This is a genomic window from Streptomyces sp. AHA2 (genome assembly GCF_036857595.1).
Lineage (GTDB): Bacteria > Actinomycetota > Actinomycetes > Streptomycetales > Streptomycetaceae > Streptomyces.
On the sequence record NZ_JAUQWJ010000030.1, the window covers coordinates 34,092 to 58,367 of the forward strand.

Here is a 24,276-nt window from a genome sequence, read left to right on the forward strand (position 1 = left end):
TTGTGCGCCACCCGGTGGCCTCTCAGCGAGTGGTGTGGGAGCCCCGGCGGGTTCGGCCCTTGATCGCGTACATGGCCGTGTCGGCGGCGGCGAGGGCGTCCGTCAGGAGGGGCACCGGCAGCTCCGCCACAGGGCACACGCCGACTGAGGCGGCCAGCGGGAGGGACGCCCCGTCATAGGGCAGCGGCCGGTGCAGCGCTGTCGTGAGCGCGTCGAGATCGGCGGCGGTCAGGTCCCGGATCACGGCGACGAATTCGTCCCCGCCCAGGCGGCCGGCGGTGCCGTTGTGTCCGCACCAGGCACGCAGCCGGTCGGCGGTGGCGACGAGGGCGGCGTCCCCCGCGGCGTGGCCGTGGGTGTCGTTCAGGGTCTTGAAGTGGTCGAGGTCGACCAGGAGCACGGCCGCGTTCGGGTGCCGGCGGATGAGGTGTTCGGCGCGGGCGATCCATCCGGCGCGGGTGTGCAGGCCGGTGAGCGGGTCGCGGCGGGCGCAGGCGAGACGGCGGGTGAGGATGCCGCCGTGCACGGCCCAGCCCAGTAACGGCACGATGCTCGCGGCTATGTGCAAGTCCATGGCGTTGCTCCTTGACGATGGCGGTTGGCTGACGGAACCCGGTCCCAGGAGCGGCGGCGTGCTTGGCGGCTTGTGCGTCGCCCCTGGGACCGTTCAGCGGCGGTGCTGCGAGGAGATGAGCGAGCGGATCACCACGGCGCAGACGGCGACGGACGCGCCGGTGACGGCGACGGCCAGGAGCATCGAGACCAGGACGGCGCCGACGACCAGGACCACGGCCGTACCAGCACCCACCAGGGCGAGGGCTGTGCCGGGGGTGAGCTGGATCGTCGGGCGGGTCGACGCGGTCGGCGCAGGGGCGGGCGTCGGGTGGTGCTGGACCACGGTGGTCGGCTCGACGACGGTGGGCGGGGTGATGAGTCCGGTAGGGCTGGGCATGGTGGGGATCTTCGGGCGGAGCATGGCGGTTCTCCCTTCGTGGCTACTTGTCGAGGGCGGTGTCGATGGCGGGGGCCAGGACGCTGTCGGCGAGGAGGTATCCGCCGAGGAGGAGGACAGCGATGAGCCACCAGGGCGGGCGGAGGAACTTGACGCCGAGGTAGCCGACGACGGCGAGGGCGAACCAGAGGGGGACCTGCACGGCGGTGTCTCCTAGCGGACGCGGCAGCGGTGGGTGCGGGCGGCGAGCTGGGCGGCACTCTGGCTGGAGTAGTCGGCGGACCAGCCGCAGCGGTCGGCGGTGCAGACGGCGGCGTACTTGGTCTGGCCGTGGCGGTCGCGGTGGGTGCCGATCTGCACGGGGCCGATCCGCATCACGGAGTGGAAGTGGTCGCGGGCTGGCATGGCGGATGGTTCTCCTTCCGGGTCAGGCGAGCTGGGCGGCGATGGCGTCGGCGAGGTGGGGCGGGACGCCGAGTCGGGCGCGCAGGGTGTCGGTGTCGATCGGGGCGCCGGTGCGGTCGCGGTAGTCGGCGGCGACCTTGCGGGCGTGGTCGATGAGCACGGCGGGAACCGCGGGCGGAGGGTCGGCGGGCGGAAGTGCCGGCGTCTCCTCCACCGGGGCCGGGGCGGGCTCCGGGTCCGGCGTGGCTTCGGGGGCCGGTTCGCGGTCGTCGGCGAGATCGCGTTCCGGGGCCGCGGCGGGTGCCGAGGCATCCGGGATCCGGTGGTCGCCGGAGTGTGCGAGGAGGGTTCCGCCGAGGAAGGCGAGCGCGGGCCATCCGGCGATGCCGAGGCGGAGCAGGGCGGGTGGGTCGGCCAGGTCGAGGAATCCGGCGGTGGCGACGTTGGCGCCGAGCGAGGCGAACAGGGCGATGAGGAACCAGCACCAGGCCAGCCGGGACGGGCCCTCACTGCGGAGTCGTCGCCAGGCGGCGACCAGGAGCAGGTCGACGCTGACCGGGTAGGCCCAGGCCTTCCAGCCGTCCTGTCCGGCAGCGGCGGCCAGGTCGTGCAGGTGGGCGAAGGACAAGGCTCCGGCGATGACGGCCTGAACCAGGACGGCGTCGACGCGCAGGCTGTGACGGGCGGCCATCAGGACTCCTCCCCGGTCGGCGGTTCGGGGAGCGAGGCGGCCAGGGAAGGGCTGACGGCGTCCACGAAGTCGAGGTCAGCACCGGTCGTGTCGGCGTAGAGGGCGAGCTGGCCCAGGAGCAGGACCGTGCGGGCGAAGTCCTCGCAGTCGGGGCACATGGCGGGGGTTCTCCCTTCATCAGACATGGCAGGGGCAGGGACCTGGCGCGAAGGGCGGTCGCACCGACCGTTGGGCGGGGGGGAACTCAGGCCGTGACGGGAGCCGTCTTGGACAGCGGCACCAGGGCCTCGGAGGAACTGACCAGCTCGGGCTGGAAGGGGGCCAGTTCAGTCAAGGCCGGTGTGCGGTCGGCGTGCCGGTTGCAGGTGTTCACGGCCTGGCGGAGCGAGGTGTGCGGGGCGCGGATGCGGTGCCAGCCTCCGGTCGAGTCACCGGCGATGGCCAGCCCGCGTGTCTCGGCGGGGATCTGGATGGCGGCCAGGACGGCGTCCGGGGAGATGTCGCCGAAGGCCATGTTGGCGCTGGTCTCGTCGTTGACGCGGTGGGCGGTGCGGCCGGTGAGCTGGGCGCGGAGCATGGTGATGCCCTTGCCGAGTTCGGAGCCGAAGCGCTGTCCGCAGATCTCCAGGTAGATGCCGGCCGCGCGGCCGAGCTGGGCGAGGCGGACCAGTGCGGTGATGATGCGGTCGCGCCGCTTCTCTTCCTCCTTGCTGGCGAACAGGGCGAGTTCGGCGACCTCGTCGACCAGGACCACGACCGGGACGGGACGGATGTCGTCGGGCAGGTCCCAGATGTCGGCGGCTATCTCGGCGTCGGGCACGGCGGAGGTGATGCGCTGCTCAGCCCGGATGAGTTGATAGACGCCTTCCATGCGGGACACGAGCGCGTCGAGGAGGTCGGCGGCGGTGTCGGGGTTGTCGGCGAGGGCGGAGAACCGGCGGGCCAGCGGGAACAGCTCCACCCCCTGTTTGCAGTCGATGCCGACCAGGGCGACGTCCATAGGGGCGAGCCCGGCGACCAGGTTGCGCTGGTAGACGGACTTGCCCGACTCGGTGGCGCCGAGCGTGAGGGCGTGCGGAACGGCCCGGTAGTCGCGGTAGTGCACCGAGCCGTCCTCGCGCAGGGCGACCGGAACCCTCATGGGGCGGGTGTCGACCTTGGCGGGCATCTGCACCCGCTTGAGGACGTCGTAGCCGGTCATCCGCACTTCCACGACACCCGAGCGCACCTCACGTGAGGTGACCCCGTACATGGAGAAGGAGTGGCGCAGCCGGTCCGAGGCGGCGGCGACGTCGAAGGCGTCCTGACCGGGGCGCAGTCCCAGGCGCAGGACCAGGCCGGTACGGGTCGGCCGGAAGCGCAGGATGCGCGGCGGGCGGGAGTCCGGCACGGGCCGGTTGGTGACCCGGGCCAGAGCCAGGCGCCAGCGTGGGGGCGGGACCGTCAGGCCACAGGCGTCCATGACGGAGGCGTAGCGGAGCAGGACCCGCAGCGAGGCGAGGGTGACGCCGAAGGTCATCCAGTACCAGGCGGGGCGCCGCCACCGCAGGAGACCCGCAGTGGCGACGACCAGCACCAGAGCGACCGTGAAGGCGGTCATTGTCAGGCCGCCTTCGAGTTCGAGGCAGCGGCGGCCAGCGAGGTGACGGCGACCGCGCGGAAGGCGATGCCGTGCCGCTTCTGACCGTTGAAGTCGTTCTCCCATGGCCGTGCGATCAGGCCCGTGAGCGCGACCGGCGTGCCCATGGCCAGCTCACCGGAGATGCCCGGCTCGGGGACGGTGATGGAGAGGATCTCCACCTCGTCGTTGGCCGCGAACATCACATCGACCGTCATCAGCTTCGCGCCGGACTCGACGTCCATGGCGATCTCGCCGGTGCGGCGGTCCTTGACCTTGGGCTGCGGGGTCTTGGCGACCATCACGGTCGCGGCGGATGTGTCCACGGGAATCTGACGCATCGTCTTGTCTCCTGCTGTGGTGGGTTCTTGGCCGACGTCCCGTCGGTGAGATCAGGAGACCGCGGGAGGGGGTGGACGCATCACGGCCCGTATGGACGTTTAGGGACGTCTGAGCTACCGTCAAAACGTCCCTACGGGTCCCTAGGAGGGAACACCATGGCGAACGAGCGTCTGCGGGCTGCGATTTCGGCGAAGGGCGAGACGATCCAGTCCGTCGCCGAACACGTCGGAGTCGATCCCAAGAGCGTCGAGCGCTGGATCACCACCAACCGGACTCCGCACCGGGGGCACCGCTGGAAGACTGCGAGCTTCCTCGGGGTCGACGAGGTCTACGTGTGGCCGACAGTCGAGAAGCAGGCCGAGAAGGCAAGCGCGTCGGAGCTGATCACGTACTACCCGCACCGCGGTGCCGTCCCTGCCCCGCTGTGGTCTTCCCTGATCGAGAGGGCGACGGACCAGGTCGACATCCTGGTGTACGCGGGACTCTTCCTCTTCGACAGTCACCCGGACCTGCCGGACCAGTTGGCCGAGAAGGCGAAGGCCGGCGCCCAGGTCCGCATCCTGTTGGGCGACCCGGATTCCGCGGCAGTGCGCCAGCGTGGCGAGGAGGAGGGCATCGGCGACGACCTGGCCGCGCGAGCGCGGATAACTCGCCGGTACCTGCAACCCGCCATGTCGACACCCGGCGTAGAGATCCGGCTGCACGACACGATCCTCTACAACTCGATCTACCGGTTCGACGACGACGTGCTGGTGAACCCCCACGTGCTCGGAGCTCCCGCCGGTCAGAACCCGGTGATGCACTTCAAGTACCTGCCGGGAGCACGGACGTTCCGGCACTACATGCGCAGCTTCGACTACGCGTGGGACCAGGGCCGGAAGGCATAACCGGCTCCCGACGTGCGACGCTGAACGCATGGCACGCGTCGACTACTTCAACGATCCGAACGCCCCGAAGGCGAACAGCCTCGTCCCCTCCGTGACCGCCGTGGCCCGCAACGAGGCCGGTGAGGTCCTGCTGATCCACAAGACCGACAACGATCTGTGGGCCCTGCCCGGAGGCGGCATCGACCTGGGCGAGTCAGCGCCCGACGCGGCTGTACGCGAGACCAAGGAAGAGACCGGGTTCGACGTCGAGGTCACCGGCCTGGTCGGGATCTACACGAACCCCGGACACGTCATGGCGTACGACGACGGTGAGGTCCGCCAGCAGTTCTCGATTTGCTTCCACGCCCGCATCGTCGGCGGCCAGCTGCGGACGAGCAGCGAGAGCAAGGAAGTGGCGTTCGTCGATCCGAGCAGGCTGGACGAGCTGAACATCCACCCGTCGATGCGCATGCGGATCGATCACGGCCTGGCAGGACGGGCAGAGCCCTACATCGGCTGAGGCTGCCCGGATCCATCTCCCGACAGATGTCGACGGAGCAACCTGATCGCAGGGGCGTGGTTGTAGCGCTCAGCAACCTGAAGCGGTGTGTCGCCGGTCCCGTCGGGCAGTTCCGGGTCTGCGCCGTACGCGAGGAGGACAGCCGTTGTCGCCACGGTGAGCGGCTCACCGCTCTGCAGCGCCGAGTCACCTTCCGTTTCAACCGCGTGCGTCAGAGGAGTCGCACCGTTGCCCTCGTCAGGATCTGCGCCGGCATCGAGCAGCCGTGCCAGCAGTTCCACGTCCTGGTGCTCAACAGCGAAGAGCGTCGGAGGCCACCAACCGCTTCCGTCGATGATCGCTCGCTGACTCGGCGCCAGTGACGTGAACGCCGCGACCCGTCGCTTCGTGCGCTCGACCGCCCCACCCAGGTAGGGTCGCGCCTTGCTGATCGCGTTGTGAACCTCACTGCCGGGCTCGTAACGCACAAGGATCTCGTCGATCCGCTTGTCGAAGTCGAAGGATTGCCCGGCCGGGCCGGTCGTCATGTCGGAGAAGATCAACGCGTCGAGTACAGGGGAGTCCTCCCGCTCATAGCCGGCCAGATCCTCCGAGAGGCCGCGCTGCTCCGCTTCGTACACGGCTCCGGAGTGGTGGGCGACCAGACGCACGAGACGTGCCGGCGCACCCAGCGATTCCAGGTGCCGGGCACCGTCAAGTGGATGGAAGCCGGTGTCGCGTAGCTCGGGGGCGTAGCCGATGTCGTGCAGCCATGCTGCGGCAACGAGGAGATCCCGGTCAGCCTTCGACACAGCTGCTGCAGCTTCCCGAGCGCGAGCGGCCACAGCCTGAGTGTGGAGCCAGCGGTTGCCGAGCGGGGGAAGCAGAGACTCGGCGAGTTCGGCCGCACCTTGAGGCTTGTCCAGTGCAGAAGGCATGCATGGAACGGTAGCCCAGAGCGGAGGCGAGCTGACAGGCCCACGATCGAGCGGCTTCGATCATGGATGCGGTAAGACTTTCCCTACTTCATCAAGGCCCGCGCACGGCGCGGGCGCGCGCCGCCTCTGCGGCGCGGCCTGCCTCCTGTCTTCGCCCCGGCTGGCCGCGCCCGGCGGCGCGCTCGGCGGCTGGGGGCATGAAGTGGGAGACACCCTCTGTGGCTGGGGCGGTCGGTTCCGCGGCTTTAGGCAGCCACTTTGGGGCGAGCCTCTAAGATCATGGCCCCAACGTCGTGCTTTAACGGGCAGGTCCACAGACTGCCCGACTCGCCGGAAGCTTACGGGGCCATGATCACTCGCCCCAAAGCAGCTCCAGCCCAAAGCCGCTCCGCCGACCTCGGTGGAGCCGGCTGCTAGCTCGTGAGACCTTGCTGCCGGGCTTCGGCCACGTAGTCCGCAACACTGACGCGCATAACCTTTTCGTTCTTATCGCGCAGGAACCAATAGAACCATGAAGGGATTGCTGCGTTGACTTGCCGTATCGTGCACATCTGATCTTGCAGTTCACGGCAAGTCGTCAACTTCGGAGGCTTCTTTTGCCGCAAGGAAGTTTCCCAGATTTGAGCAATACGAGCCTCAGTCGCCTCCTTCATCTTGACGGACTCTGTGCTTGCCCGCCACATCTCAAAAACTTCTTTGATCGCTGGAATCAGTGGGGCAAAAATTGCTGTCACCGAGTCAGTGAATGAGAGACCTATGAGAGCGCATGCTATCGAAGCGAGACTGAGGGTGAGAATTGCAAAACCTGCAAGGGCGGCACTCCATCTGCGCTGATCAGAAACGCCCCATGCGAGATTGCTTCGCTGGCTGACAAGGACGTCAAGCGGGTAAGGCAGGTCCTCCGTGTCGCTATACCAATCTCGTAGATTCCTGGGCCTATGCCTCTCGGCTGCTTCGGCAATGACAGCAGTTGATGGTCGGTCGGCCAGGGTCGCGTTCCATGGAAGACCAAATACGTACGTGTCAAACTCTTCCTGGACGGAGGCTGCCTGCTTAGTCTTACGCTTTTCCCTCGCGCTCCCCAGGATGCTCACAAAAAGCAACGTTAGGGCCACACTTACGCCGAGGGCCTGTCTGGCCGAAGGAAGCGTTATAGACAAGGCGGCCCCGACTATCCCACCTGCAATAATCAGGGAGGTGCGGAAATTGTGAATCCGCTTGGCGTCGTCGTATAGCTGCCGCTGAGCTGCGAGTAGCCTAAGGGGCTTATCGTCATTCTGGCGAGACATGATGCGGCCAGATTGAGGCTCGAGGGTCACGAATTGTCCGTCCGCATTTCTCTCAGCTGCCGTAACTCGGGAACCGCTGCCCAAAGATGGATTTCCATTCGCGGATGGCGGCAGCTTGGTTGGGATTGGGGCCAGACGTGGCATACCAGGCATTCAATGCCGCCGTGTAGGCCTGATTGATTTGTTGTTGGACTAGATAGGCTCGATCGGCGGTCAAATACGCGCTAACGTCGTTTCCCTCGTGCCAGCAACTATACAGTTGGCTCTTCGCATGGCTGAACCACTGAAGCACGGACCAATCGTACGATTTCCAATCGGTTGGCGTCTTCAGGGCAATGACTTCGAGATGATAGCTCTGAAGGCTAATGCTTTGACGGCGATTCCAGTCCTTAATGAATTTAATTACTTGGCGAAACTTCAACCCATGGCTTTCCGCCTTGCTGTTCACGTCTCGCGTGTGCTTGTGCGGCTTAGTTTCGAGCCAGATTTCACGATTCATGTCGGGGATTTCATAGTGGGTTACTTCCCCGGAATCGTTGGTGACTCGAACTGCTGGGACGACGTCGATGTCGGGCCATGACTGGAAGCGCATCGTAACGGCCTGGCCATTGCGGCGAACGCTGCCCGCGCCAGGCCCCAATGCGCGCTTAACGTTACCGAGTACGGTAGATGGAAGGCGCCCTTTGATATGTTGTTCGTAGTGGAGGACGGCGATAATGTCCAGATCTGCGTAACCCTTTAGGGCGGTGTATCGAGGTATGGAGCCCATCGAAAAGGCATCTAGCACAGTCATGGAGGTTCCAAGTCTCCGCAGTACCCAATCCCTGCGTGTATTCGCGATAGTCCTGTGATCGCCAGGGAGATTGATTGTTGTGTGGAAGTCGGCAAATGCCGAATCGACAGTCCAAGCCATGGCTGAAGATTAACTGATGGGCCTAAGCGCTTCCTAGGGGTGCGTACCTCTTCTACGTCAATCGGATAAGTGGTGAGTACTGCCCGTGGTGGAAGTGGATCACCAGCCCTCTTGCGTATTAGCTCCGGCGCAGATGGAGTGACGGGCTGCGGCGCCGCCACCTGGACACCTGCGGCGACGGCTGACTGAGTCCTGGGCCGTCCCTGGGCCGTCCGAAGCCGACCAACGCCGACAGACGCCACCCACAGGTGACCACCCCCACCCCGCTCCGGCCTGGGCACCCGCCGTTGATCTGCCACACTGGAAGGGTTATGCCTGCACCCGGAGAACTCACTTTCGTCGCCCCCCGTGGAGCCAAGAAGCCGCCGCGGCATCTTGCCGACCTCACTCCTGCCGAGCGCAAGGAGGCCGTCGCCGCGGTCGGGGAGAAGCCGTTTCGTGCCAAGCAGCTCTCGCAGCACTACTTCGCGCGGTACGCGCACGACCCGGAGCAGTGGACCGACATCCCCGCCGGCAGCCGTGCGCGGCTGCAGGAGGCGCTGCTGCCCGAGCTGATGACCGTCGTGCGGCATCTGTCCACCGACCAGGGCACCACCCGCAAAACCCTGTGGCGGCTGTTCGACGGGACGCTCGTCGAGTCCGTGCTGATGCGCTACCCGGACCGGGTGACCATGTGCATCAGCTCGCAGGCCGGGTGCGGCATGAACTGCCCGTTCTGCGCGACCGGGCAGGCCGGTCTCGACCGCAACCTGTCCACCGCCGAGATCGTGCACCAGATCGTCGACGGGATGCGGGCCCTGCGCGACGGCGAGGTCCCCGGCGGTCCCGCGCGGCTCAGCAACATCGTCTTCATGGGCATGGGCGAGCCGCTCGCGAACTACAACCGGGTCGTCGGGGCCGTCCGCCGCCTCACCGACCCCGAGCCGGACGGGCTCGGGCTGTCGCAGCGCGGCATCACCGTCTCCACCGTCGGTCTCGTCCCGGCCATCCACCGCTTCGCCGACGAGGGCTTCAAGTGCCGGCTGGCGATCTCCCTGCACGCTCCCGACGACGAGCTGCGCGACACCCTCGTACCGGTCAACACCCGGTGGAAGGTGCGCGAGGTGCTGGACGCCGGGTTCGAGTACAGCGCGAAGTCCGGGCGGCGGCTGTCCATCGAGTACGCGCTGATCCGCGACATCAACGACCAGGCCTGGCGCGGTGACCGGCTCGGCCGGCTGCTCAGGGGCAAGCCGGTGCACGTCAACCTGATCCCGCTGAACCCGACGCCCGGCTCCAAGTGGACGGCCTCCCGGCCCGAGGACGAGAAGGCGTTCGTGGAGGCCATCGCCGCCCATGGTGTGCCGGTGACGATCCGGGACACCCGTGGTCAGGAGATCGACGGGGCGTGTGGTCAGCTCGCGGCCACCGAACGGTAGTCTGATCGCCGTATCCACATCTGCATATTCCGACAGGGGAGCGCCACAGCGCTGAGAGTGCGGCACGGCCGCAGACCCTCCGAACCTGGCCCAGGTCATTCTGGGTAGGGAGATCGGTCACCACTCGAGCTGTTGCGCCCTGCCCGGGACCACGGAAGTCCCGGGCGGGGCCGCGTCTTCTCCTGGTCACTCCAGGAGGAATCCAGTGAGCATCAACGCAAAGCGCCTGACGGCCGCGGTCGTCGGGCTGGGCCTGGCCGGCACGCTCGCGGCGTGCGGGTCGTCCGACGGCGGTCAGAAGCCGGGCGACTCCCAGACCGTCACGCTCGTCAGCCACGACTCGTGGGCCGCCTCCAAGGACGTCCTCGCGGCCTTCGAGAAGCAGTCCGGGTACAAGGTCAGGGTCCTGGAGGACGGCGACGCCGGGCAGGCCGTCAACAAGGCGATCCTCACCAAGGACAACCCGCAGGGCGACGTCTTCTTCGGCGTCGACAACACCCTGCTCTCCCGCGCCCTCGACAACGGCCTGTTCCAGCCGTACGAGCCGAAGGGCTCGGACCGCATCAAGGCCGAGTACCGAGTCGACCGGGACAAGCACCGGGTCACGCCCGTCGACACCGGCGACGTCTGCGTCAACTACGACAAGAAGTACTTCGCCGACCGCAAGCTCCGGCCGCCGCGGACCCTCGACGACCTGACCGACCCCCGGTACAAGGACCTGCTGGTCACCGAGAACGCCTCCTCGTCCTCGCCCGGCCTCGGCTTCCTGCTCGGCACCGCGGCGGAGTACGGAGACCGGGGCTGGGAGGGTTACTGGAAGAAGCTCAAGGCCAACGGCGTCAAGGTCGTCGACGGCTGGGAGCAGGCCTACAACGAGGAGTTCTCCGGCTCGGCCGGGGGGAAGAAGGCCAAGGGCGACCGGCCGCTCGTCGTCTCCTACGCCTCCTCCCCGCCCGCCGAGGTCGTCTTCGCCGACCCCAGGCCGGACACCGCCCCGACCGGCGTGGCCGAGGGAACCTGCTTCCGGCAGGTCGAGTACGCGGGACTGCTCGGCAACGCGCGGAACGCCGAGGGCGGCAAGGCGCTCCTCGACTTCCTCGTGGGCAAGCGGTTCCAGGAGGACATGCCGCTGAACATGTTCGTCTACCCGGTGCGCGAGGACGCCCAGGTGCCGCCGGAGTTCGCTCAGTACGGGCCGCAGGCGAAGAACCCGCAGACCATGGACCCGGCGAAGATCGCCGACCACCGTGACCAGTGGGTCAAGTCGTGGACCTCGCTCGTACTGAAGTAGCCGCCCGCAGGCGGGGCGCGGCGGCGCGGTTCGGTCTGCTGGCCGTGCCCGTCGCGTTCTTCGCGGTCTTCTTCGCCTACCCCGTCGCCGCGATCGTCGCGCGCGGTCTGCGGGACGGCGGGGCGTGGCACCCCGGGCGGATCGGGGAGGTGCTCGGGCAGTCGGGCGTGCGGCACGTGCTCTGGTTCACCACCTGGCAGGCGCTCGTCTCCACGGCGCTCACGCTGCTGATCGCGCTCCCCGGCGCGTACGTCTTCGCGCGCTTCGACTTCCCGGGCAAGCAGGTGCTGCGGGCGATGGTGACCGTCCCGTTCGTGCTGCCGACGGTCGTCGTCGGCACGGCGTTCCTGGCGCTGGCCGGGCGCGGCGGGCTGCTCGACGAGTGGTGGGGCGTCCGGCTGGACACCACCGTGTGGGCGATCCTGCTCGCCCACGTCTTCTTCAACTACGCCGTGGTGGTGCGGACCGTGGGCGGGCTCTGGGCGCAGCTCGACCCCCGCCAGGAGGAGGCCGCGCGGATGCTCGGCGCCTCCCCCGCGACCGCCTGGCGGAAGGTGACCCTGCCCGCCCTCGCCCCGGCCGTGGCCGCCGCCGCGCTGATGGTCTTCCTGTTCACCTTCACCTCCTTCGGCGTCGTCCAGATCCTCGGCGGGCCCACCTTCTCCACCCTGGAGGTGGAGATCTACCGGCAGACGTCCGAGATCTTCGACCTGTCCACGGCGGCCGTGCTGACCCTGATCCAGTTCGCCGCGGTAGGCGCGATCCTCGCCCTGCACGCCTGGACCGTGCGGCGGCGGGAGACGGCCCTGCGGCTCGTGGACGCGGCGGTCACCGCGCGCCGGCCGCGCGGCGCCGGGCAGTGGGCGCTGCTGGGCGCGGTGCTGGCCACCGTCGCCGTGCTGATCGTGCTGCCGCTGGCCGTGCTGGTGCAGCGCTCCCTGGACGCCCCCGGGTTCGGCTACTACCGGGCGCTGACCCGCCAGGACGGCGGCATGTTCCTGGTCCCGCCGATCGAGGCGGTCGGCAACTCGCTGTCGTACGCCGTCGCCGCGACCGCCATCGCCGTACTGGTCGGTTCGCTGGCCGCCGTCGCGCTCACCCGCCGGGACGCCGGGCGGTTCGTGCGCGGCTTCGACGCGCTGCTGATGCTGCCGCTCGGGGTGTCCGCGGTGACCGTCGGCTTCGGGTTCCTGATCTCCCTCGACGAGCCGCCGCTGGACCTGCGGTCCTCGTGGATCCTGGTGCCGCTCGCGCAGGCGCTGGTCGGAGTGCCGTTCGTCGTGCGCACCATGCTGCCCGTGCTGCGCGCGGTGGACGGGCGGCTGCGGGAGGCGGCCTCGGTGCTGGGGGCCTCGCCGTGGCGGGTGTGGCGGGAGGTGGACCTGCCGATGGTGCGGCGCGCGCTGCTGATCGCGGCCGGGTTCGCCTTCGCCGTCTCCCTCGGGGAGTTCGGGGCGACGGTGTTCATCGCGCGGCCCGACAACCCGACCCTGCCGGTGGCGGTGGCGCGGCTGCTGGGGCGGCCCGGTGACCTCAACTACGGCCAGGCGATGGCCCTTTCGACGATTCTGATGGTGGTGTGCGCCGTGGCCCTGCTGGTGCTGGAGAGGCTGCGCACCGATCGGACGGGGGAGTTCTGATGCTGCTGGCGCTGCAGGGCGCGACGGTCCGCTTCGGCGGGCGTGCCGTGCTGGACGCGGTCGGTCTGGAGGTCGCCGAGCACGAGGTCGTGTGCGTGCTCGGGCCGAGCGGCAGCGGCAAGTCGACGCTGCTGAGGGCGGTCGCCGGGCTGCAGCGGCTGGACGCCGGGCGGATCCTGCTCGACGGGCGCGACCAGGCGGGTGTGCCCGCCCACCGGCGGGGTGTCGGGCTGATGTTCCAGGACCACCAGCTGTTCCCGCAGCGGGACGTCGGCGGGAACGTGGCGTTCGGCCTGCGGATGCAGGGCGTGCCCAGGGCGCACCAGGCCGAACGGGTACGGGAGTTGCTCGAACTCGTCGGGCTGCCGGGCGCGGCGCGCCGGGCCGTTGCCGCGCTGTCCGGCGGGGAGCAGCAACGGGTGGCACTGGCCCGGGCGTTGGCGCCGAACCCCCGGCTGCTCATGCTGGACGAGCCGCTGGGCCAGCTCGACCGGTCGCTGCGCGAGCGGCTCGTCGTGGAACTGAGGGAGCTGTTCGGCCGGTTGGGCACGACCGTGCTCGCCGTGACGCACGACCAGGGGGAGGCCTTCGCCCTGGCCGACCGGGTCGTGGTCATGCGGGACGGCCGGATCGCCCAGTCCGGTACACCGCTGCAGGTGTGGCAGCGGCCGGCCGACGCCTTCGTGGCCCGGTTCCTCGGCTTCGAGAACGTGGTGGAGGCCACCGTGGGCACGGAGGCCGCGGACACGCCGTGGGGCAAGGTGCCGGTGCCGCAGCACGCCCCGCAGGGCACCCGGACCCTGCTGGTGCGGCCCGCCGGCGTGCGGCTGGTACCCGCGGGCTCGGGCCTGCCCTGCACGGTGACCGCCCGCACGTTCCGGGGCACCCATGTCGCCGTCCATCTCCAGCCCGAGGACGCCCCGCGGCTGGAGGCGGCGTGCGCGCTGCGGGCGGCGCCCGCCGTGGGGGAGCGGGTCGGGGTGGAGTTCGACGGGGCGGAAATCGTGGTGCTCGACTGAGCGACACCTCCTAGGGTTCCGGGCATGACGCCACTCCCGCACGCGCGCTACTGCGACGAGATCGCCCACCAGGTGGGTCTGTTGAGGTCGGTGGTGGCCTTCGGGGCCGAACTGTCCGCCGCCGTGCCGACCTGTCCCGGCTGGTCGCTGGAGCACCTGGTGCGGCACACCGGAGGCGCCCTGCGCTGGGCGGAGCTGCTGGTGCGCACCCGGGCGGGGGACGACGTCCCCGAGGAGCGGGTGCCGGGGGGTGCCGGACCCGAGGCGCAGGGGGACGCCGCCGCGCTGGACGCCTGGCTGGCGGAATCCGGCGAGCGGCTCGTCGGCACCCTGCGCGAGGCCGGGCCCGACGCCGAGGTCTGGGGCTGGGCAGGGGATTTCACCTCGGGGTTCTGGGCCCGGCGCATGACCCACGAGATCACGGTGCACCGCGCGGACGCGGCCCTCGCCGCCGGGCTGCCCTACGAGGTCGCGCCCGACGTGGCCGCCGACGCGATCGACGAGTGGCTGCAGATCGTCCGACACGCGCAGCGGACGCAGCCGGACGACGCGGTGGCCGAACTGCGCGGCGCGGGCCGGAGCATCCGTCTGCACGCCACCGACACCGGCCCGGGACGGAACGCCGAGTGGCTGATCGAGCTGGCCGAGGACGGTGTCCGCTGGCACCGGGGCCACGCCAGGGCCACGGTCGCCCTGCGCGGTCCCCTCACCTCCGTGCTGCTGGCCTTCTACCGCCGGCTTCCGCTCGACGCACCGGGGTTGGAGGTGATCGGCGACCGGGCGCTGCTGGAGTTCTGGCTGGAGCGGGCGACCTTCAGCTGAACGGGACGTGGCCCGCCCCCGATCGGGGGACGGGCCACGGCGTTGCGGTGCGCGGGCGTCAGCTGTCGCTCTTGGCCCGGCGGCGCATGCCGAAGAACACCGCGCCACCACCCACGACGACCAGGGCCGCCGCGATGCCGGCGATGAGGCCGGTGTTGGAGTCGGCGCCGGTCTCGGCGAGGTTGGACTCACCGGCCGGGGCGGGCGCGTTGCCCGCGGGCGCGGGGCTGCCGCTCCCGGACGGGCTCGGAGCGGGGGCCTGCGACTCCTCGGCCGGCTCGGAGGGTGAGGCCGACGGGGCCGACGGGCTCGGCGTGGCCGGCTTCGTCGCCGGCGTGGTCGCCGGGGGCTTCTCCTCCTCCTTCTTGCAGGCGGTGGCCGGGGTCACGAGGTTGGGCTTGATGTCCTCGTCGACGTACGAGGCGGCCTTGACGTGGATGCGGTACTCGGCGTTGGGCTGCCACTCCTCGGCGAAGGTGATGGTGGTGCCCTTGCGGGAGCCCTTGACCACCTGCTCGCCGACCTTCTTGGCGTCGGCGCCGTTGTTCTGCAGGTACACGGTGACCGTCGCCGGGATGCCGGCGGGGTCGACGTCGGTGACGGCGATGACGCCCTTGCCGCCGTCGCACTTGGCCTCGGCCGAGAACTCGTTGATGTCGCAGGCCAGCGCGTTGCCGGCGGCGCCGAACGCGAGCGCCGCGGAGGCGGCGACGACCCCGAGGACGCGCACGGAGCGGCGTGCGAGGCGCGGGGACGTACGGCGGGATACGGACAGAACTGCCACGTTTGTCCTTCACAGGGTGCGTAAAGAGGGGGGTGGTGGGCGGTGCTGACTGCGCATCAGCACCACCGGGAGGCTCCCAGGTCTATAAGCGGCCCATCAGCAGTGTCAACGCATATGCCACATGCGGGGGTCGGCTTTGCCTTCTTATTAACCGCCCAGACGTTTCAACGCGTCGGGAGCCTCCTCGATCCGGTCCACCAGAGCGATCCGCGCCTCCATCGAGCGGCCCTCGGCCAGCGTGCACAGCAGCGGCCAGGCGGGCAGCCTCCGCGTCCAGTGGTCCCGGTCGACGAGCACCATGGGCGTGGGTTCGCCGCGCGACTCGTAGTAGTTGGGCGTCGCGTTGTCGAAGATCTCCTGCAGGGTCCCGGCGGCGCCGGGCAGGAACACCACGCCCGCGTCGCAGCGGGCCAGCAGCCCGTCCTCCCGCGTGGCGTTGGAGAAGTACTTGGCGATGTGGGAGGCGAACGCGTTCGGCGGCTCATGGCCGTAGAACCACGTCGGGATGCCGACGGAGCGGCCGCCGCGCGGCCAGCGGGAGCGGACCTCGAAGGCCGCCCCCGCCCACCGGGTGACCGACGGGGTGAACCGCGGCGCCCCGGCGAGCAGTTCGAGCGCCTCGGTGAGCATCCCGTCGTCGTACGGGGCGGCGTACGCGCCCAGGTTGGCCGCCTCCATGGCGCCGGGACCGCCGCCGGTGGCGACGGTGAACCCGGCCCGGGCCAGCTCCCGGCCGAGCCGGGCGGCGCCCGCGTAACTCTCGGTCCCCCGGGCCATCGCGTGACCGCCCATCACCCCCACCACCCGGGCGCCGGTGAGGAGTTCGTCGAGCGCGTCCGACACGGAGTCGTCGTGGACGGCGCGCAGCATCGAGGCGTGGATGTCCCGGTCGGCCTTCGTCCGCTGGAACCAGGCGTAGGCGAGGGCGTCGGGCGTGGCCCCGTAGCCGTCGGCCAGGGACGCGAACAGCTCCTCGGGCGAGTACAGCAGACCGCGGTACGGATCGAAGGGCAGGCCCGGGACCGGCGGGAAGACCAGGGCGCCGTCCGCGCGGACCTTCGCAGCGGCGTCCTCGCGCATCGCGCAGCCGAGGAAGACGGCCCCGGCCGTGTCCGTGCCGAGCAGTTCGCGCGTACGGTCCGTCAGGTCCACGGCCTGTACGCGGTACCCCGCGAGCGTGCCGCGCGCCGAGACGGTCGCGTCGAACTCCTCGAGGGTCTCTATCTCACGGTCGTCGTGGTGGGCCGCATGGGCGGGCATCGTCTGCACCCTGCCCATGCTGGCACAGCCGCGTTCAGCCCTGGACGGCCGCCGGGTCCATCCACACGACCTCGAAGGTGTGGCCGTCCGGGTCGTCGAAGGCCCGGCCGTACATGAACCCGTGGTCCTGGGTCTCGCCGGAGACCGAACCGCCCGCCGCGACCGCCCTGTCGACCAGCTCGTCGACCTTCTCGCGGCTCTCGGCGCTCAGCGCGATCAGCACCTCGCTGGTCCTCGTGGCGTCGGCGATCTCCTTCTTGGTGAACTGGGCGTACTTCTCCTTGGTGTGCACCATCACGACGATCGTGTCGCTGATGACGACGGAGGCGGTCGAGTCGTCGCTGAACTGCTCGTTGATCGAGTAGCCGAGCTCGGTGAAGAACTTCCTGGAGGCGCCGAGGTCGGCGGTGCACAGGTTCACGAAGATCATCTGCTGGTACATGCGAAGTCTCTCCCCGCGGGTTCGGTGTGTGGTTACGCGTGGATAGACCGGACACGGGTGCGGAACTCATCGCCGCGCGGCGACTTTTTCCGTCCGTGTGCCGCGGGGGCTTTCCGCCGGCGCGCCTCGTGGCGGTCAGCGCGCGAGCGGCAGGGCCGCCAGCTCGGCCACCGTCAGGGTGAGCGGGCCGAACAGCGCGAGCAGGGCCCCGGCGCGCAGCGCGGCGGCGCTGCGCAGGGCCGAGGCGGGGGCGCCCAGCCGCTGCAGGGCCGCGGTGGTCTCGGCCCGGTTCTGCCGTGCCTCGACCGCGGCCGTCAGCAGCGTGGCCAGCGTGCAGCCGGTCACCAGGGCCACGCCGAGGACGGTCAGCGGACCGAGCGACAGCCTGTCGGGGCCGTGCAGCAGCGCCATGGCCCACAGGCCCGACATGACCGCGCAGACCACGCCGAGGGGGCGGCCGATGCGGTCGGCCTCCGCCATGAGGATGCGCCCGGCCAGCAGCCGCAGGGCACCGGGGCGGACCGACTGGAGCAGCCGTCCGCACAGGTGGGTCAGGCCCGGGCCGGCCAGGGCCAGTCCGAGGGCGGCCAGCACCCAGCCGACCAGGACGCCGGGGGAGGCGCCGGAGAAGGTCAGGTCGGGCGGTGCCGGGGCGGTGCGGCTCGTGTAGGTCTCCACCGCCAGGCCCGCGGCCAGGACGGTGATGCCCCACGGCAGCCCGGAGGGGGCGGCGGTGACCGAGGGCGCGGGGGCGGGAGGGTCCGGCAGGACCGCGTCGAGGGCGGCGGCGGTGCCGTCGGCGGGCGCGACCTGGGCGGCGGCCGTGGGCTGTGCGCCGGTACCGCCGGCCGGGACCGTGAGGCCGGGCGGCTGCGGGGGGTCGGCCAGCGCGCTCACCGCGCCGCCGCCGTTCCTCGCGGCGGCCGGCTCGCCCGACCGGGCGGCGGGCGGCCCGCTCGCCGGGGCGGAGCCCGGCGCGGGCGGGCCCGTGGGCCGGACGATCTGGCGGCCGAACCGGCCGTAGGCGCCGAAGGTCTCGCGCGTGGCGGTGCGGCGGTACGCGCCGAACCGGCCGTAGGTCCGGGCCGGCCGGGCGTCCTCGGACGGAGGTGTCTCGCGCGGCCGCATCGCCAGTGCCACCGCCACCGAGGCCGCGACGGGCACGATCGCCAGCAGGGTGAGGGTGCCCGGCAGCGGCAGCGGCCGGTTCCCGCCGAGGGACGCGGCGGCGGCGCCGTCGAAGGGCATGCCCGACAGGTCGCCCCGCAGGTGCAGGAAGACCAGCAGGGCCAGCATCGAGCCGAGGGTGCACGACAGGGCCGTGGTCGCCGTGGAGACGGCCATCAGGCGCAGCGGGCCGAGACCGATGGCGGACAGCCCGGCGCGCGGCCGGGTGCCGGGGTCGGTGCGGGCCACGGCGACCGTGAAGTACACCGTCGAGGCCAGCGGGGCCGCGCACCAGGCCAGGCGCGGCACCGAGTCGCCGCCCGCGCCGGGGTGGGCCAGCGCGTGGCCCAGGGCGCAGAGCAGGAGGAAGCCCGTGCCCGCCGAGGCGGCCGCGACCAGGAGGCGGCGCAGCTGCACGGCCGGGTGGGCGCCGCGGGTCAGACGGAGAGCGAGCACGCCGCCCGGCCTCCCGGCTCGGCACTCTCGCCCATGGGCGGCAGGTGCACGGTCTGGACCCGCCGCCCGTCGAGCAGGGAGACGGTGCGGTCGGCGAGGGCCGCGGTGTCCGGGTCGTGGGTGGCCAGCACGACGGTGATGCGGTGCGAGCGGGCCGCCGTGGTCAGGGTGCGCAGCACGTGGGCGCGGTCGGCGCGGTGCAGCGGCGCGGTGGGCTCGTCGGCGAACAGCACCGAGGGGGCGGGTGCGAGGGCGCGGGCGATGCAGACCCGCTGCCGCTCGGCGTGCACCAGCTGGTGCGGGCGCTTGCGGGCGCCGTGGCCGATGTCCAGCCGTTCCAGCCACTCCATGGCGGCGGTCTTGGCCCGGCGCCGGCCGACGCCGCGCAGCATCAGCGGCAGGGCGGTGTTCTCCCAGGCGTTGAGCTCCGGCACCAGGGACGGGGAGGGGTCGATCCAGCCGAAGCGGTCGCGGCGCAGCCGCTCCCGGGTGAGGGGGCCCATGGTGTGCACGGGCACGCTGTTGAACCAGACCTCGCCGCGCCGGACGGGCACCAGGCCGGACAGGCACCGCAGCAGCGTGGTCTTGCCGCTGCCGCGCGGGCCGCCGACGGCGAGGATCTCGCCCTCCCGGACGCCGAGCGAGACACCGCAGAGCGCGGGCGAGCCGTCGTCGTGCTGGAAGTGCAGGGCACGTGCCCAGAGCACGTCGTTGTCCGGCGGGGCCTCCATGGGCGTACACCTCGGTTCAGATCCGTAGTTCCCGTGCCATCCCCCGTGCGGGGGAACGAAGGCAGGGCCGATCGGTCACTGGGCACGCTAGGCAGAAGGCGGCGGGAGGCCGGACAGCACGCGGCCCCGGGCCGCCGTTTCTCACTCGAACGGGCGGCACCGGGGCCGGTGTTGATCATCCAGGCAGACGATCGGAGCGACGGATCAGAGCTTGGTCCAGGCCTCCGAGAGCGTGGCCCGCAGGATCTGCTCGATCTCGTCGAACGTCGACTGGTCCGAGATCAGCGGCGGCGCGAGCTGGACGACCGGGTCGCCGCGGTCGTCGGCCCGGCAGTACAGGCCGTTCTCGTACAGCTTCTTGGACAGGAAGCCGTACAGGACGCGCTCGGTCTCGTCCGCGTCGAAGGACTCCTTGGTGGCCTTGTCCTTGACGAGCTCGATGCCGTAGAAGAAGCCGTTGCCGCGGACGTCGCCGACGATCGGCAGGTCGTGGAGCTTCTCCAGCGTGGAGCGGAAGTTGCCCTCGTTGTCCAGGACGTGCTGGTTGAGGTTCTCGCGCTCGAACAGGTCGAGGTTGGCCAGGCCCACGGCCGCGGAGACCGGGTGGCCGCCGAAGGTGTAGCCGTGCAGGAAGGTGTTGTCGCCCTTGTAGAACGGCTCCGCCAGGCGGTCGGAGATGATGCAGGCGCCGATGGGGGAGTAGCCCGAGGTCATGCCCTTGGCGCAGGTGATCATGTCCGGCACGTAGTCGAACTTGTCGCAGGCGAAGTACGTGCCCAGGCGGCCGAAGGCGCAGATGACCTCGTCCGACACGAGCAGCACGTCGTACTGGTCGCAGATCTCGCGGACCCGCTGGAAGTAGCCGGGCGGGGGCGGGAAGCAGCCGCCCGCGTTCTGCACGGGCTCCAGGAAGACCGCCGCGACGGTGTCGGGGCCCTCGAAGAGAATCTGCTGCTCGATCTGGTCGGCGGCCCAGCGGCCGTAGGCCTCGGGGTCGTCGCCGTGGATCGGGGCGCGGTAGATGTTGGTGTTCGGGACCTTGTGGGCGCCCGGGACCAGCGGCTCGAAGGGGGCCTTCAGGGCCGGCAGCCCGGTGATGGACAGGGCGCCCTGCGGTGTGCCGTGGTACGCGACCGCGCGGGATATGACCTTGTGCTTGGTGGGCTTGCCGACCAGCTTGAAGTACTGCTTGGCGAGCTTCCAGGCGGTCTCGACGGCCTCGCCGCCGCCGGTGGTGAAGAACACCTTGTTCAGGTCGCCCGGGGCGTGGTGGGCCAGGCGCTCGGCCAGCTCGACGGCCTTGGGGTGGGCGTAGGACCACACGGGGAAGAACGCGAGCTCCTGCGCCTGCTTGAAGGCGGTCTCGGCGAGTTCCACGCGGCCGTGCCCGGCCTGCACCACGAACAGCCCGGCGAGGCCGTCCAGGTAGCGCTTGCCCTGGTCGTCGTAGATGTACGTGCCCTCGCCCCGGACGATGGTGGGGACGGGGGCCTTCTCGTACGACGACATGCGCGTGAAGTGCATCCACAGGTGGTCGTACGCGGTCTGGGAGAGGTCCTTGCTCACGGCTATCGGGTCCTCACGGTCATCGGGTTCCCCACATGTAGGTCTGCTTCTTGAGCTTGAGGTAGACGAAGCTCTCGGTGGAGCGCACTCCTGGCACCGCCCGGATGCGCTTGTTGATGACGTCCAGCAGGTGGTCGTCGTCCTCGCAGACGATCTCCACCATCAGGTCGAAGGACCCCGCGGTCATCACCACGTACTCGCACTCGGACATGGCCGACAGCGCGTCCGCGACCGCCTCCACGTCGCCCTCGACGTTGACGCCGACCATCGCCTGCCTGCGGAAGCCCACGGTGAGCGGGTCCGTGACGGCGACGATCTGCATCACGCCCTGGTCGAGCAGCTTCTGGACGCGCTGGCGCACGGCCGCCTCCGACAGGCCGACGGCCTTGCCGATGGCGGCGTACGGCCGGCGGCCGTCCTCCTGAAGCTGCTCGATGATGGCGAGGGAGACGGCGTCCAGCTGCGGCGAGCTGCCGTTCCTGGACTCGCGGGAGGGCTCGCGGTGCTCCCGCGACCCCTTCTGGTCTGCGCTTCGACTGGCCACGGGGTCACTGTGCACGAGGTATCGACACTTCCGCAAGCCTGGATCGATGAAATCCGTTGTTTCAGTCCCCGAGTCCTGCGGATTCCGCACGAACGACGGGAGCGGGGGTGTTGAAAACGTGGGTCGGCCGACTAGGGTGGTGTCTCAAGTGATGGACATCCGAACTGGAGGGCCGGCAGTGAGCACCGAGCTGCGTCGTCTGCGCAACTACATCGGCGGTGAGTTCCGGGACGCCGCCGACGGACGGACCACCGAGGTGGTCAATCCCGCGACGGGCGAGGCGTACGCGACCGCTCCGCTGTCCGGGCAGGCCGACGTGGACGCCGCGATGGCGGCGGCCGCCGAGGCCTTCCCCGGCTGGCGCGACACCACGCCCGCCGAGCGCCAGAAGGCCCTGCTGAAGATCGCGGACGCCTTCGAGGAGCGCGCCGAGGAGCTGATCGCGGCAGAGGTGGAGAACACGGGCAAGCCCGTCGGGCTGACCCGCTCCGAGGAGATCCCTCCGATGGTCGACCAGATCCGCTTCTTCGCGGGTGCGGCGCGGATGCTGGAGGGCCGCTCGGCCGGCGAGTACATGGAGGGCCTCACCTCCATCGTGCGCCGCGAGCCGGTCGGCGTCTGCGCGCAGGTCGCGCCGTGGAACTACCCGATGATGATGGCCGTGTGGAAGTTCGCGCCAGCCCTCGCCGCGGGCAACACGGTGGTGCTGAAGCCGTCCGACACCACCCCGGCCTCGACGGTCCTCATCGCCGAGATCATCGGCTCGATCGTCCCCAAGGGCGTCTTCAACGTCATCTGCGGCGACCGCGAGACCGGCCGCATGATGGTCGAGCACCCGGTCCCGGCCATGGCCTCCATCACCGGCTCGGTGCGCGCCGGCATCCAGGTCGCCGAGTCCGCTTCCAAGGACGTCAAGCGCGTCCACCTGGAGCTGGGCGGCAAGGCCCCGGTCGTGGTGTTCGAGGACACCGACATCGCCAAGGCCGTCGAGGACATCTCCGTCGCCGGCTTCTTCAACGCCGGCCAGGACTGCACCGCCGCCACGCGCGTGCTCGTGCACGAGTCCATCCACGACGAGTTCGTCTCCGCCCTGGCCAAGGCCGCGTCCGAGACGAAGACCGGGCAGCCGGACGACGAGGACGTGCTGTTCGGCCCGCTCAACAACCCCAACCAGCTCGAGCAGGTCGAGGGCTTCATCGACCGGCTCCCGGCGCACGCGCGGGTCGAGACCGGCGGCAAGCGGGTCGGCGACAAGGGCTACTTCTACGCGCCGACCGTCGTCTCGGGCCTGAAGCAGGACGACGAGATCGTGCAGAAGGAGGTCTTCGGCCCGGTCATCACCGTGCAGTCCTTCCAGGACGAGGACCAGGCGGTCGAGTGGGCCAACGGCGTCGAGTACGCGCTCGCCTCCTCGGTGTGGACCAAGGACCACGGCCGGGCCATGCGGATGTCGAAGAAGCTCGACTTCGGCTGCGTGTGGATCAACACCCACATCCCGCTGGTCGCCGAGATGCCGCACGGCGGCTTCAAGAAGTCCGGCTACGGCAAGGACCTGTCCGCGTACGGCTTCGACGACTACACGCGCATCAAGCACGTCATGACCTCGCTCGACGCGTAAGTCGCCAGGGCGGGCCGATGCGGCCCCGGACGGTTCGTCACCGTCCGGGGCCGCTCGTGCGTCCGGGGGTCTCCGCGGAGGCCCCCGGACGCCCTTTTTGAACGTGTTCAATAACAGGCGTAGAGTGCGGCCATGAGCGACAGAGCCGCCCTGCTGAGGGGTATTCGCGCGTGGCTGGTCTTCTTCGTCGTCTGCCTGGTGCTCAGCGGCGTCACGGCCTTCCCCCTGGTCCACGAACTGCGGTGGGCGCAGGACCTGCTGAGCGCGCTGTCCGCCGGTGAGCACCTGCCCGGCCTGACGGACTGGATCTCGCGGGTGCGGGCCGGCCTGGAACAGGCCGACGCCGAGTACCCGTTCCTCCTCTACGGCACGGACTGGCTGGCCTTCGCGCACCTGGTGATCGCGGTGGCCTTCTACGGGCCCTACCGCGACCCGGTGCGCAACATCTGGGTCGTGGAGTTCGGGATGATCGCCTGCGCGGGCATCGTCCCGCTGGCCCTGATCTGCGGCCCGATCCGCGGCATACCGCTGTGGTGGTCGGTGATCGACCTGTCCTTCGGGGTGTTCGGGGTGATCCCGCTGTATGTCGTGCGGCAGAAGATCAAGCGGCTGGAGGCCCTGGCGCCCCGCCCGGTCCCGCTGCCGGCGACCTGAGCGCGCCGGCAGCGGAAGAGGCGGGGACGGCGACCGGCGGGGACGGCGACCGGCGGGGACGGTCGGCCCCCCGCCACGGGCCTCGGCGGTCCGGCCCCGGGGGTCAGCCGCCTGGCCCTGCGGCCTTGGCGGTCCGGTCCGGGGGTCAGCGGTCTGGCTCTGCGGTGTCAGTGGTCCGGTTCCGCGGCCTTGGCGGTCCGGTCCGGGGGGCAGCGGTCTGGCTCTGCGGTGTCAGTGGTCTGGTTCCGCGGCCTTGGCGGTTCGGTCCGGGGGGCAGCGGTCTGGCTCTGCGGTGTCAGTGGTCTGGTTCCGCGGTCTCGGCGGTTCGGTCCGGGGGTCAGCGGTCTGGCT

General features: G+C 70.2%; 27 protein-coding genes and 1 riboswitch. Of the genes, 9 read left to right on the forward strand and 18 right to left on the reverse strand.

Annotated features, from left to right (window positions below):
• Positions 1–22: 22 nt before the first annotated feature.
• The 8 genes from Q5694_RS32995 to Q5694_RS33030 all read right to left on the reverse strand — a co-directional run bounded on the left by Q5694_RS32995 (position 23) and on the right by Q5694_RS33030 (position 4,007).
• A complete protein-coding gene (locus tag Q5694_RS32995; protein WP_333937198.1) occupies positions 23–574 on the reverse strand; it encodes a GGDEF domain-containing protein in 552 nt (183 codons plus the stop codon).
• A 93-nt stretch (positions 575–667) separates the two neighbouring features.
• Entirely contained in the window at positions 668–976 is a 309-nt protein-coding gene (locus tag Q5694_RS33000; RefSeq protein ID WP_161368207.1) for a SpdD-like protein, read from the reverse strand.
• 19 nt (positions 977–995) lie between these two features.
• Entirely contained in the window at positions 996–1,154 is a 159-nt protein-coding gene (locus Q5694_RS33005) for a hypothetical protein (RefSeq protein WP_333937199.1), read from the reverse strand.
• A gap of 11 nt (positions 1,155–1,165) precedes the next feature.
• Complete coding sequence (locus Q5694_RS33010; RefSeq protein ID WP_161368208.1) at positions 1,166–1,357, reverse strand: mobile element transfer protein; 192 nt, start codon at positions 1,355–1,357, stop codon at positions 1,166–1,168.
• Between the two features lie 22 nt (positions 1,358–1,379).
• Entirely contained in the window at positions 1,380–2,048 is a 669-nt protein-coding gene (locus Q5694_RS33015) for a DUF2637 domain-containing protein (RefSeq protein ID WP_333937200.1), read from the reverse strand.
• Complete coding sequence (locus Q5694_RS33020) at positions 2,048–2,206, reverse strand: hypothetical protein (RefSeq protein WP_167396220.1); 159 nt, start codon at positions 2,204–2,206, stop codon at positions 2,048–2,050. Before Q5694_RS33020 ends, Q5694_RS33015 begins: the two co-directional genes overlap by 1 nt.
• 86 nt (positions 2,207–2,292) lie before the next feature.
• The gene (locus tag Q5694_RS33025) at positions 2,293–3,648 is read right to left on the reverse strand and encodes an FtsK/SpoIIIE domain-containing protein (protein ID WP_333937201.1); all 1,356 of its coding nucleotides are present in this window, start codon (positions 3,646–3,648) and stop codon (positions 2,293–2,295) included.
• 2 nt (positions 3,649–3,650) lie between these two features.
• Complete coding sequence (locus tag Q5694_RS33030; protein WP_333937202.1) at positions 3,651–4,007, reverse strand: SCO3933 family regulatory protein; 357 nt, start codon at positions 4,005–4,007, stop codon at positions 3,651–3,653.
• Between the two features lie 156 nt (positions 4,008–4,163).
• Between Q5694_RS33030 and Q5694_RS33035 the strand changes: the two genes are divergently transcribed.
• Complete coding sequence (locus Q5694_RS33035; RefSeq protein ID WP_333937203.1) at positions 4,164–4,895, forward strand: XRE family transcriptional regulator; 732 nt, start codon at positions 4,164–4,166, stop codon at positions 4,893–4,895.
• A 28-nt stretch (positions 4,896–4,923) separates the two neighbouring features.
• Entirely contained in the window at positions 4,924–5,394 is a 471-nt protein-coding gene (locus Q5694_RS33040) for an NUDIX hydrolase (RefSeq protein ID WP_333937204.1), read from the forward strand.
• Here the strand turns inward: Q5694_RS33040 and Q5694_RS33045 are convergent.
• From Q5694_RS33045 to Q5694_RS33055, 3 genes are all read right to left on the reverse strand, one after another.
• Positions 5,382–6,311 (reverse strand): HDIG domain-containing metalloprotein, encoded by a 930-nt coding sequence (locus Q5694_RS33045; RefSeq protein ID WP_333937205.1) that lies wholly within the window; start codon positions 6,309–6,311, stop codon positions 5,382–5,384. The two genes, Q5694_RS33040 and Q5694_RS33045, sit on opposite strands and share 13 nt — an antisense overlap.
• A gap of 413 nt (positions 6,312–6,724) precedes the next feature.
• Positions 6,725–7,753, reverse strand: a complete 1,029-nt coding sequence (locus tag Q5694_RS33050) for an S-4TM family putative pore-forming effector (protein WP_333937206.1) — start codon at positions 7,751–7,753, stop codon at positions 6,725–6,727.
• Positions 7,653–8,513, reverse strand: a complete 861-nt coding sequence (locus Q5694_RS33055; protein WP_333937207.1) for a nucleotidyltransferase — start codon at positions 8,511–8,513, stop codon at positions 7,653–7,655. The genes Q5694_RS33050 and Q5694_RS33055 overlap by 101 nt, the downstream gene beginning before the upstream one ends.
• A gap of 311 nt (positions 8,514–8,824) precedes the next feature.
• Here Q5694_RS33055 and rlmN point away from each other — a divergent pair, with 311 nt between their 5' ends.
• From rlmN to Q5694_RS33080, 5 genes are all read left to right on the forward strand, one after another.
• Positions 8,825–9,931, forward strand: coding sequence for a 23S rRNA (adenine(2503)-C(2))-methyltransferase RlmN (gene rlmN / locus Q5694_RS33060; protein ID WP_333937208.1), 1,107 nt, complete (start codon positions 8,825–8,827; stop codon positions 9,929–9,931).
• 24 nt (positions 9,932–9,955) lie between these two features.
• A riboswitch (TPP riboswitch) is annotated at positions 9,956–10,060 on the forward strand.
• Between the two features lie 76 nt (positions 10,061–10,136).
• A complete protein-coding gene (locus Q5694_RS33065; protein ID WP_333937209.1) occupies positions 10,137–11,222 on the forward strand; it encodes a thiamine ABC transporter substrate-binding protein in 1,086 nt (361 codons plus the stop codon).
• Positions 11,198–12,862, forward strand: coding sequence for an ABC transporter permease (locus Q5694_RS33070; RefSeq protein ID WP_333937210.1), 1,665 nt, complete (start codon positions 11,198–11,200; stop codon positions 12,860–12,862). The genes Q5694_RS33065 and Q5694_RS33070 overlap by 25 nt, the downstream gene beginning before the upstream one ends.
• Entirely contained in the window at positions 12,862–13,881 is a 1,020-nt protein-coding gene (locus Q5694_RS33075; protein WP_333937211.1) for an ABC transporter ATP-binding protein, read from the forward strand. Before Q5694_RS33070 ends, Q5694_RS33075 begins: the two co-directional genes overlap by 1 nt.
• Positions 13,882–13,905: 24 nt before the next feature.
• The gene (locus tag Q5694_RS33080; protein ID WP_333937212.1) at positions 13,906–14,703 is read left to right on the forward strand and encodes a maleylpyruvate isomerase family mycothiol-dependent enzyme; all 798 of its coding nucleotides are present in this window, start codon (positions 13,906–13,908) and stop codon (positions 14,701–14,703) included.
• A 58-nt stretch (positions 14,704–14,761) separates the two neighbouring features.
• On the opposite strand, the gene Q5694_RS33085 is transcribed toward Q5694_RS33080, so the two are convergent.
• From Q5694_RS33085 to Q5694_RS33115, 7 genes are all read right to left on the reverse strand, one after another.
• Positions 14,762–15,478, reverse strand: coding sequence for an LAETG motif-containing sortase-dependent surface protein (locus Q5694_RS33085; protein ID WP_443040985.1), 717 nt, complete (start codon positions 15,476–15,478; stop codon positions 14,762–14,764).
• A 156-nt stretch (positions 15,479–15,634) separates the two neighbouring features.
• Positions 15,635–16,756 (reverse strand): LOG family protein, encoded by a 1,122-nt coding sequence (locus Q5694_RS33090; RefSeq protein WP_333937214.1) that lies wholly within the window; start codon positions 16,754–16,756, stop codon positions 15,635–15,637.
• 25 nt (positions 16,757–16,781) lie between these two features.
• Positions 16,782–17,189 carry a VOC family protein gene (locus Q5694_RS33095; protein WP_333937215.1) on the reverse strand — a complete coding sequence of 136 codons (408 nt, stop codon included), beginning with the start codon at positions 17,187–17,189 and terminating at the stop codon, positions 16,782–16,784.
• Between the two features lie 135 nt (positions 17,190–17,324).
• Complete coding sequence (locus tag Q5694_RS33100; RefSeq protein WP_333937216.1) at positions 17,325–18,812, reverse strand: hypothetical protein; 1,488 nt, start codon at positions 18,810–18,812, stop codon at positions 17,325–17,327.
• Positions 18,794–19,543: an ABC transporter ATP-binding protein gene (locus tag Q5694_RS33105; protein WP_333937217.1), complete on the reverse strand. Its 750-nt coding sequence runs from the start codon at positions 19,541–19,543 to the stop codon at positions 18,794–18,796. Before Q5694_RS33105 ends, Q5694_RS33100 begins: the two co-directional genes overlap by 19 nt.
• A 204-nt stretch (positions 19,544–19,747) precedes the next feature.
• A complete protein-coding gene (locus Q5694_RS33110) occupies positions 19,748–21,109 on the reverse strand; it encodes an aspartate aminotransferase family protein (RefSeq protein ID WP_333937218.1) in 1,362 nt (453 codons plus the stop codon).
• Between the two features lie 19 nt (positions 21,110–21,128).
• The gene (locus Q5694_RS33115) at positions 21,129–21,668 is read right to left on the reverse strand and encodes an Lrp/AsnC family transcriptional regulator (RefSeq protein ID WP_333937219.1); all 540 of its coding nucleotides are present in this window, start codon (positions 21,666–21,668) and stop codon (positions 21,129–21,131) included.
• Between the two features lie 163 nt (positions 21,669–21,831).
• On the opposite strand from Q5694_RS33115, the gene Q5694_RS33120 reads away from it, so the two are divergent.
• Positions 21,832–23,271, forward strand: coding sequence for a gamma-aminobutyraldehyde dehydrogenase (locus Q5694_RS33120; RefSeq protein WP_333937220.1), 1,440 nt, complete (start codon positions 21,832–21,834; stop codon positions 23,269–23,271).
• A 132-nt stretch (positions 23,272–23,403) separates the two neighbouring features.
• Positions 23,404–23,925: a hypothetical protein gene (locus Q5694_RS33125; RefSeq protein WP_333937221.1), complete on the forward strand. Its 522-nt coding sequence runs from the start codon at positions 23,404–23,406 to the stop codon at positions 23,923–23,925.
• The last annotated feature ends 351 nt before the right edge of the window (positions 23,926–24,276 follow it).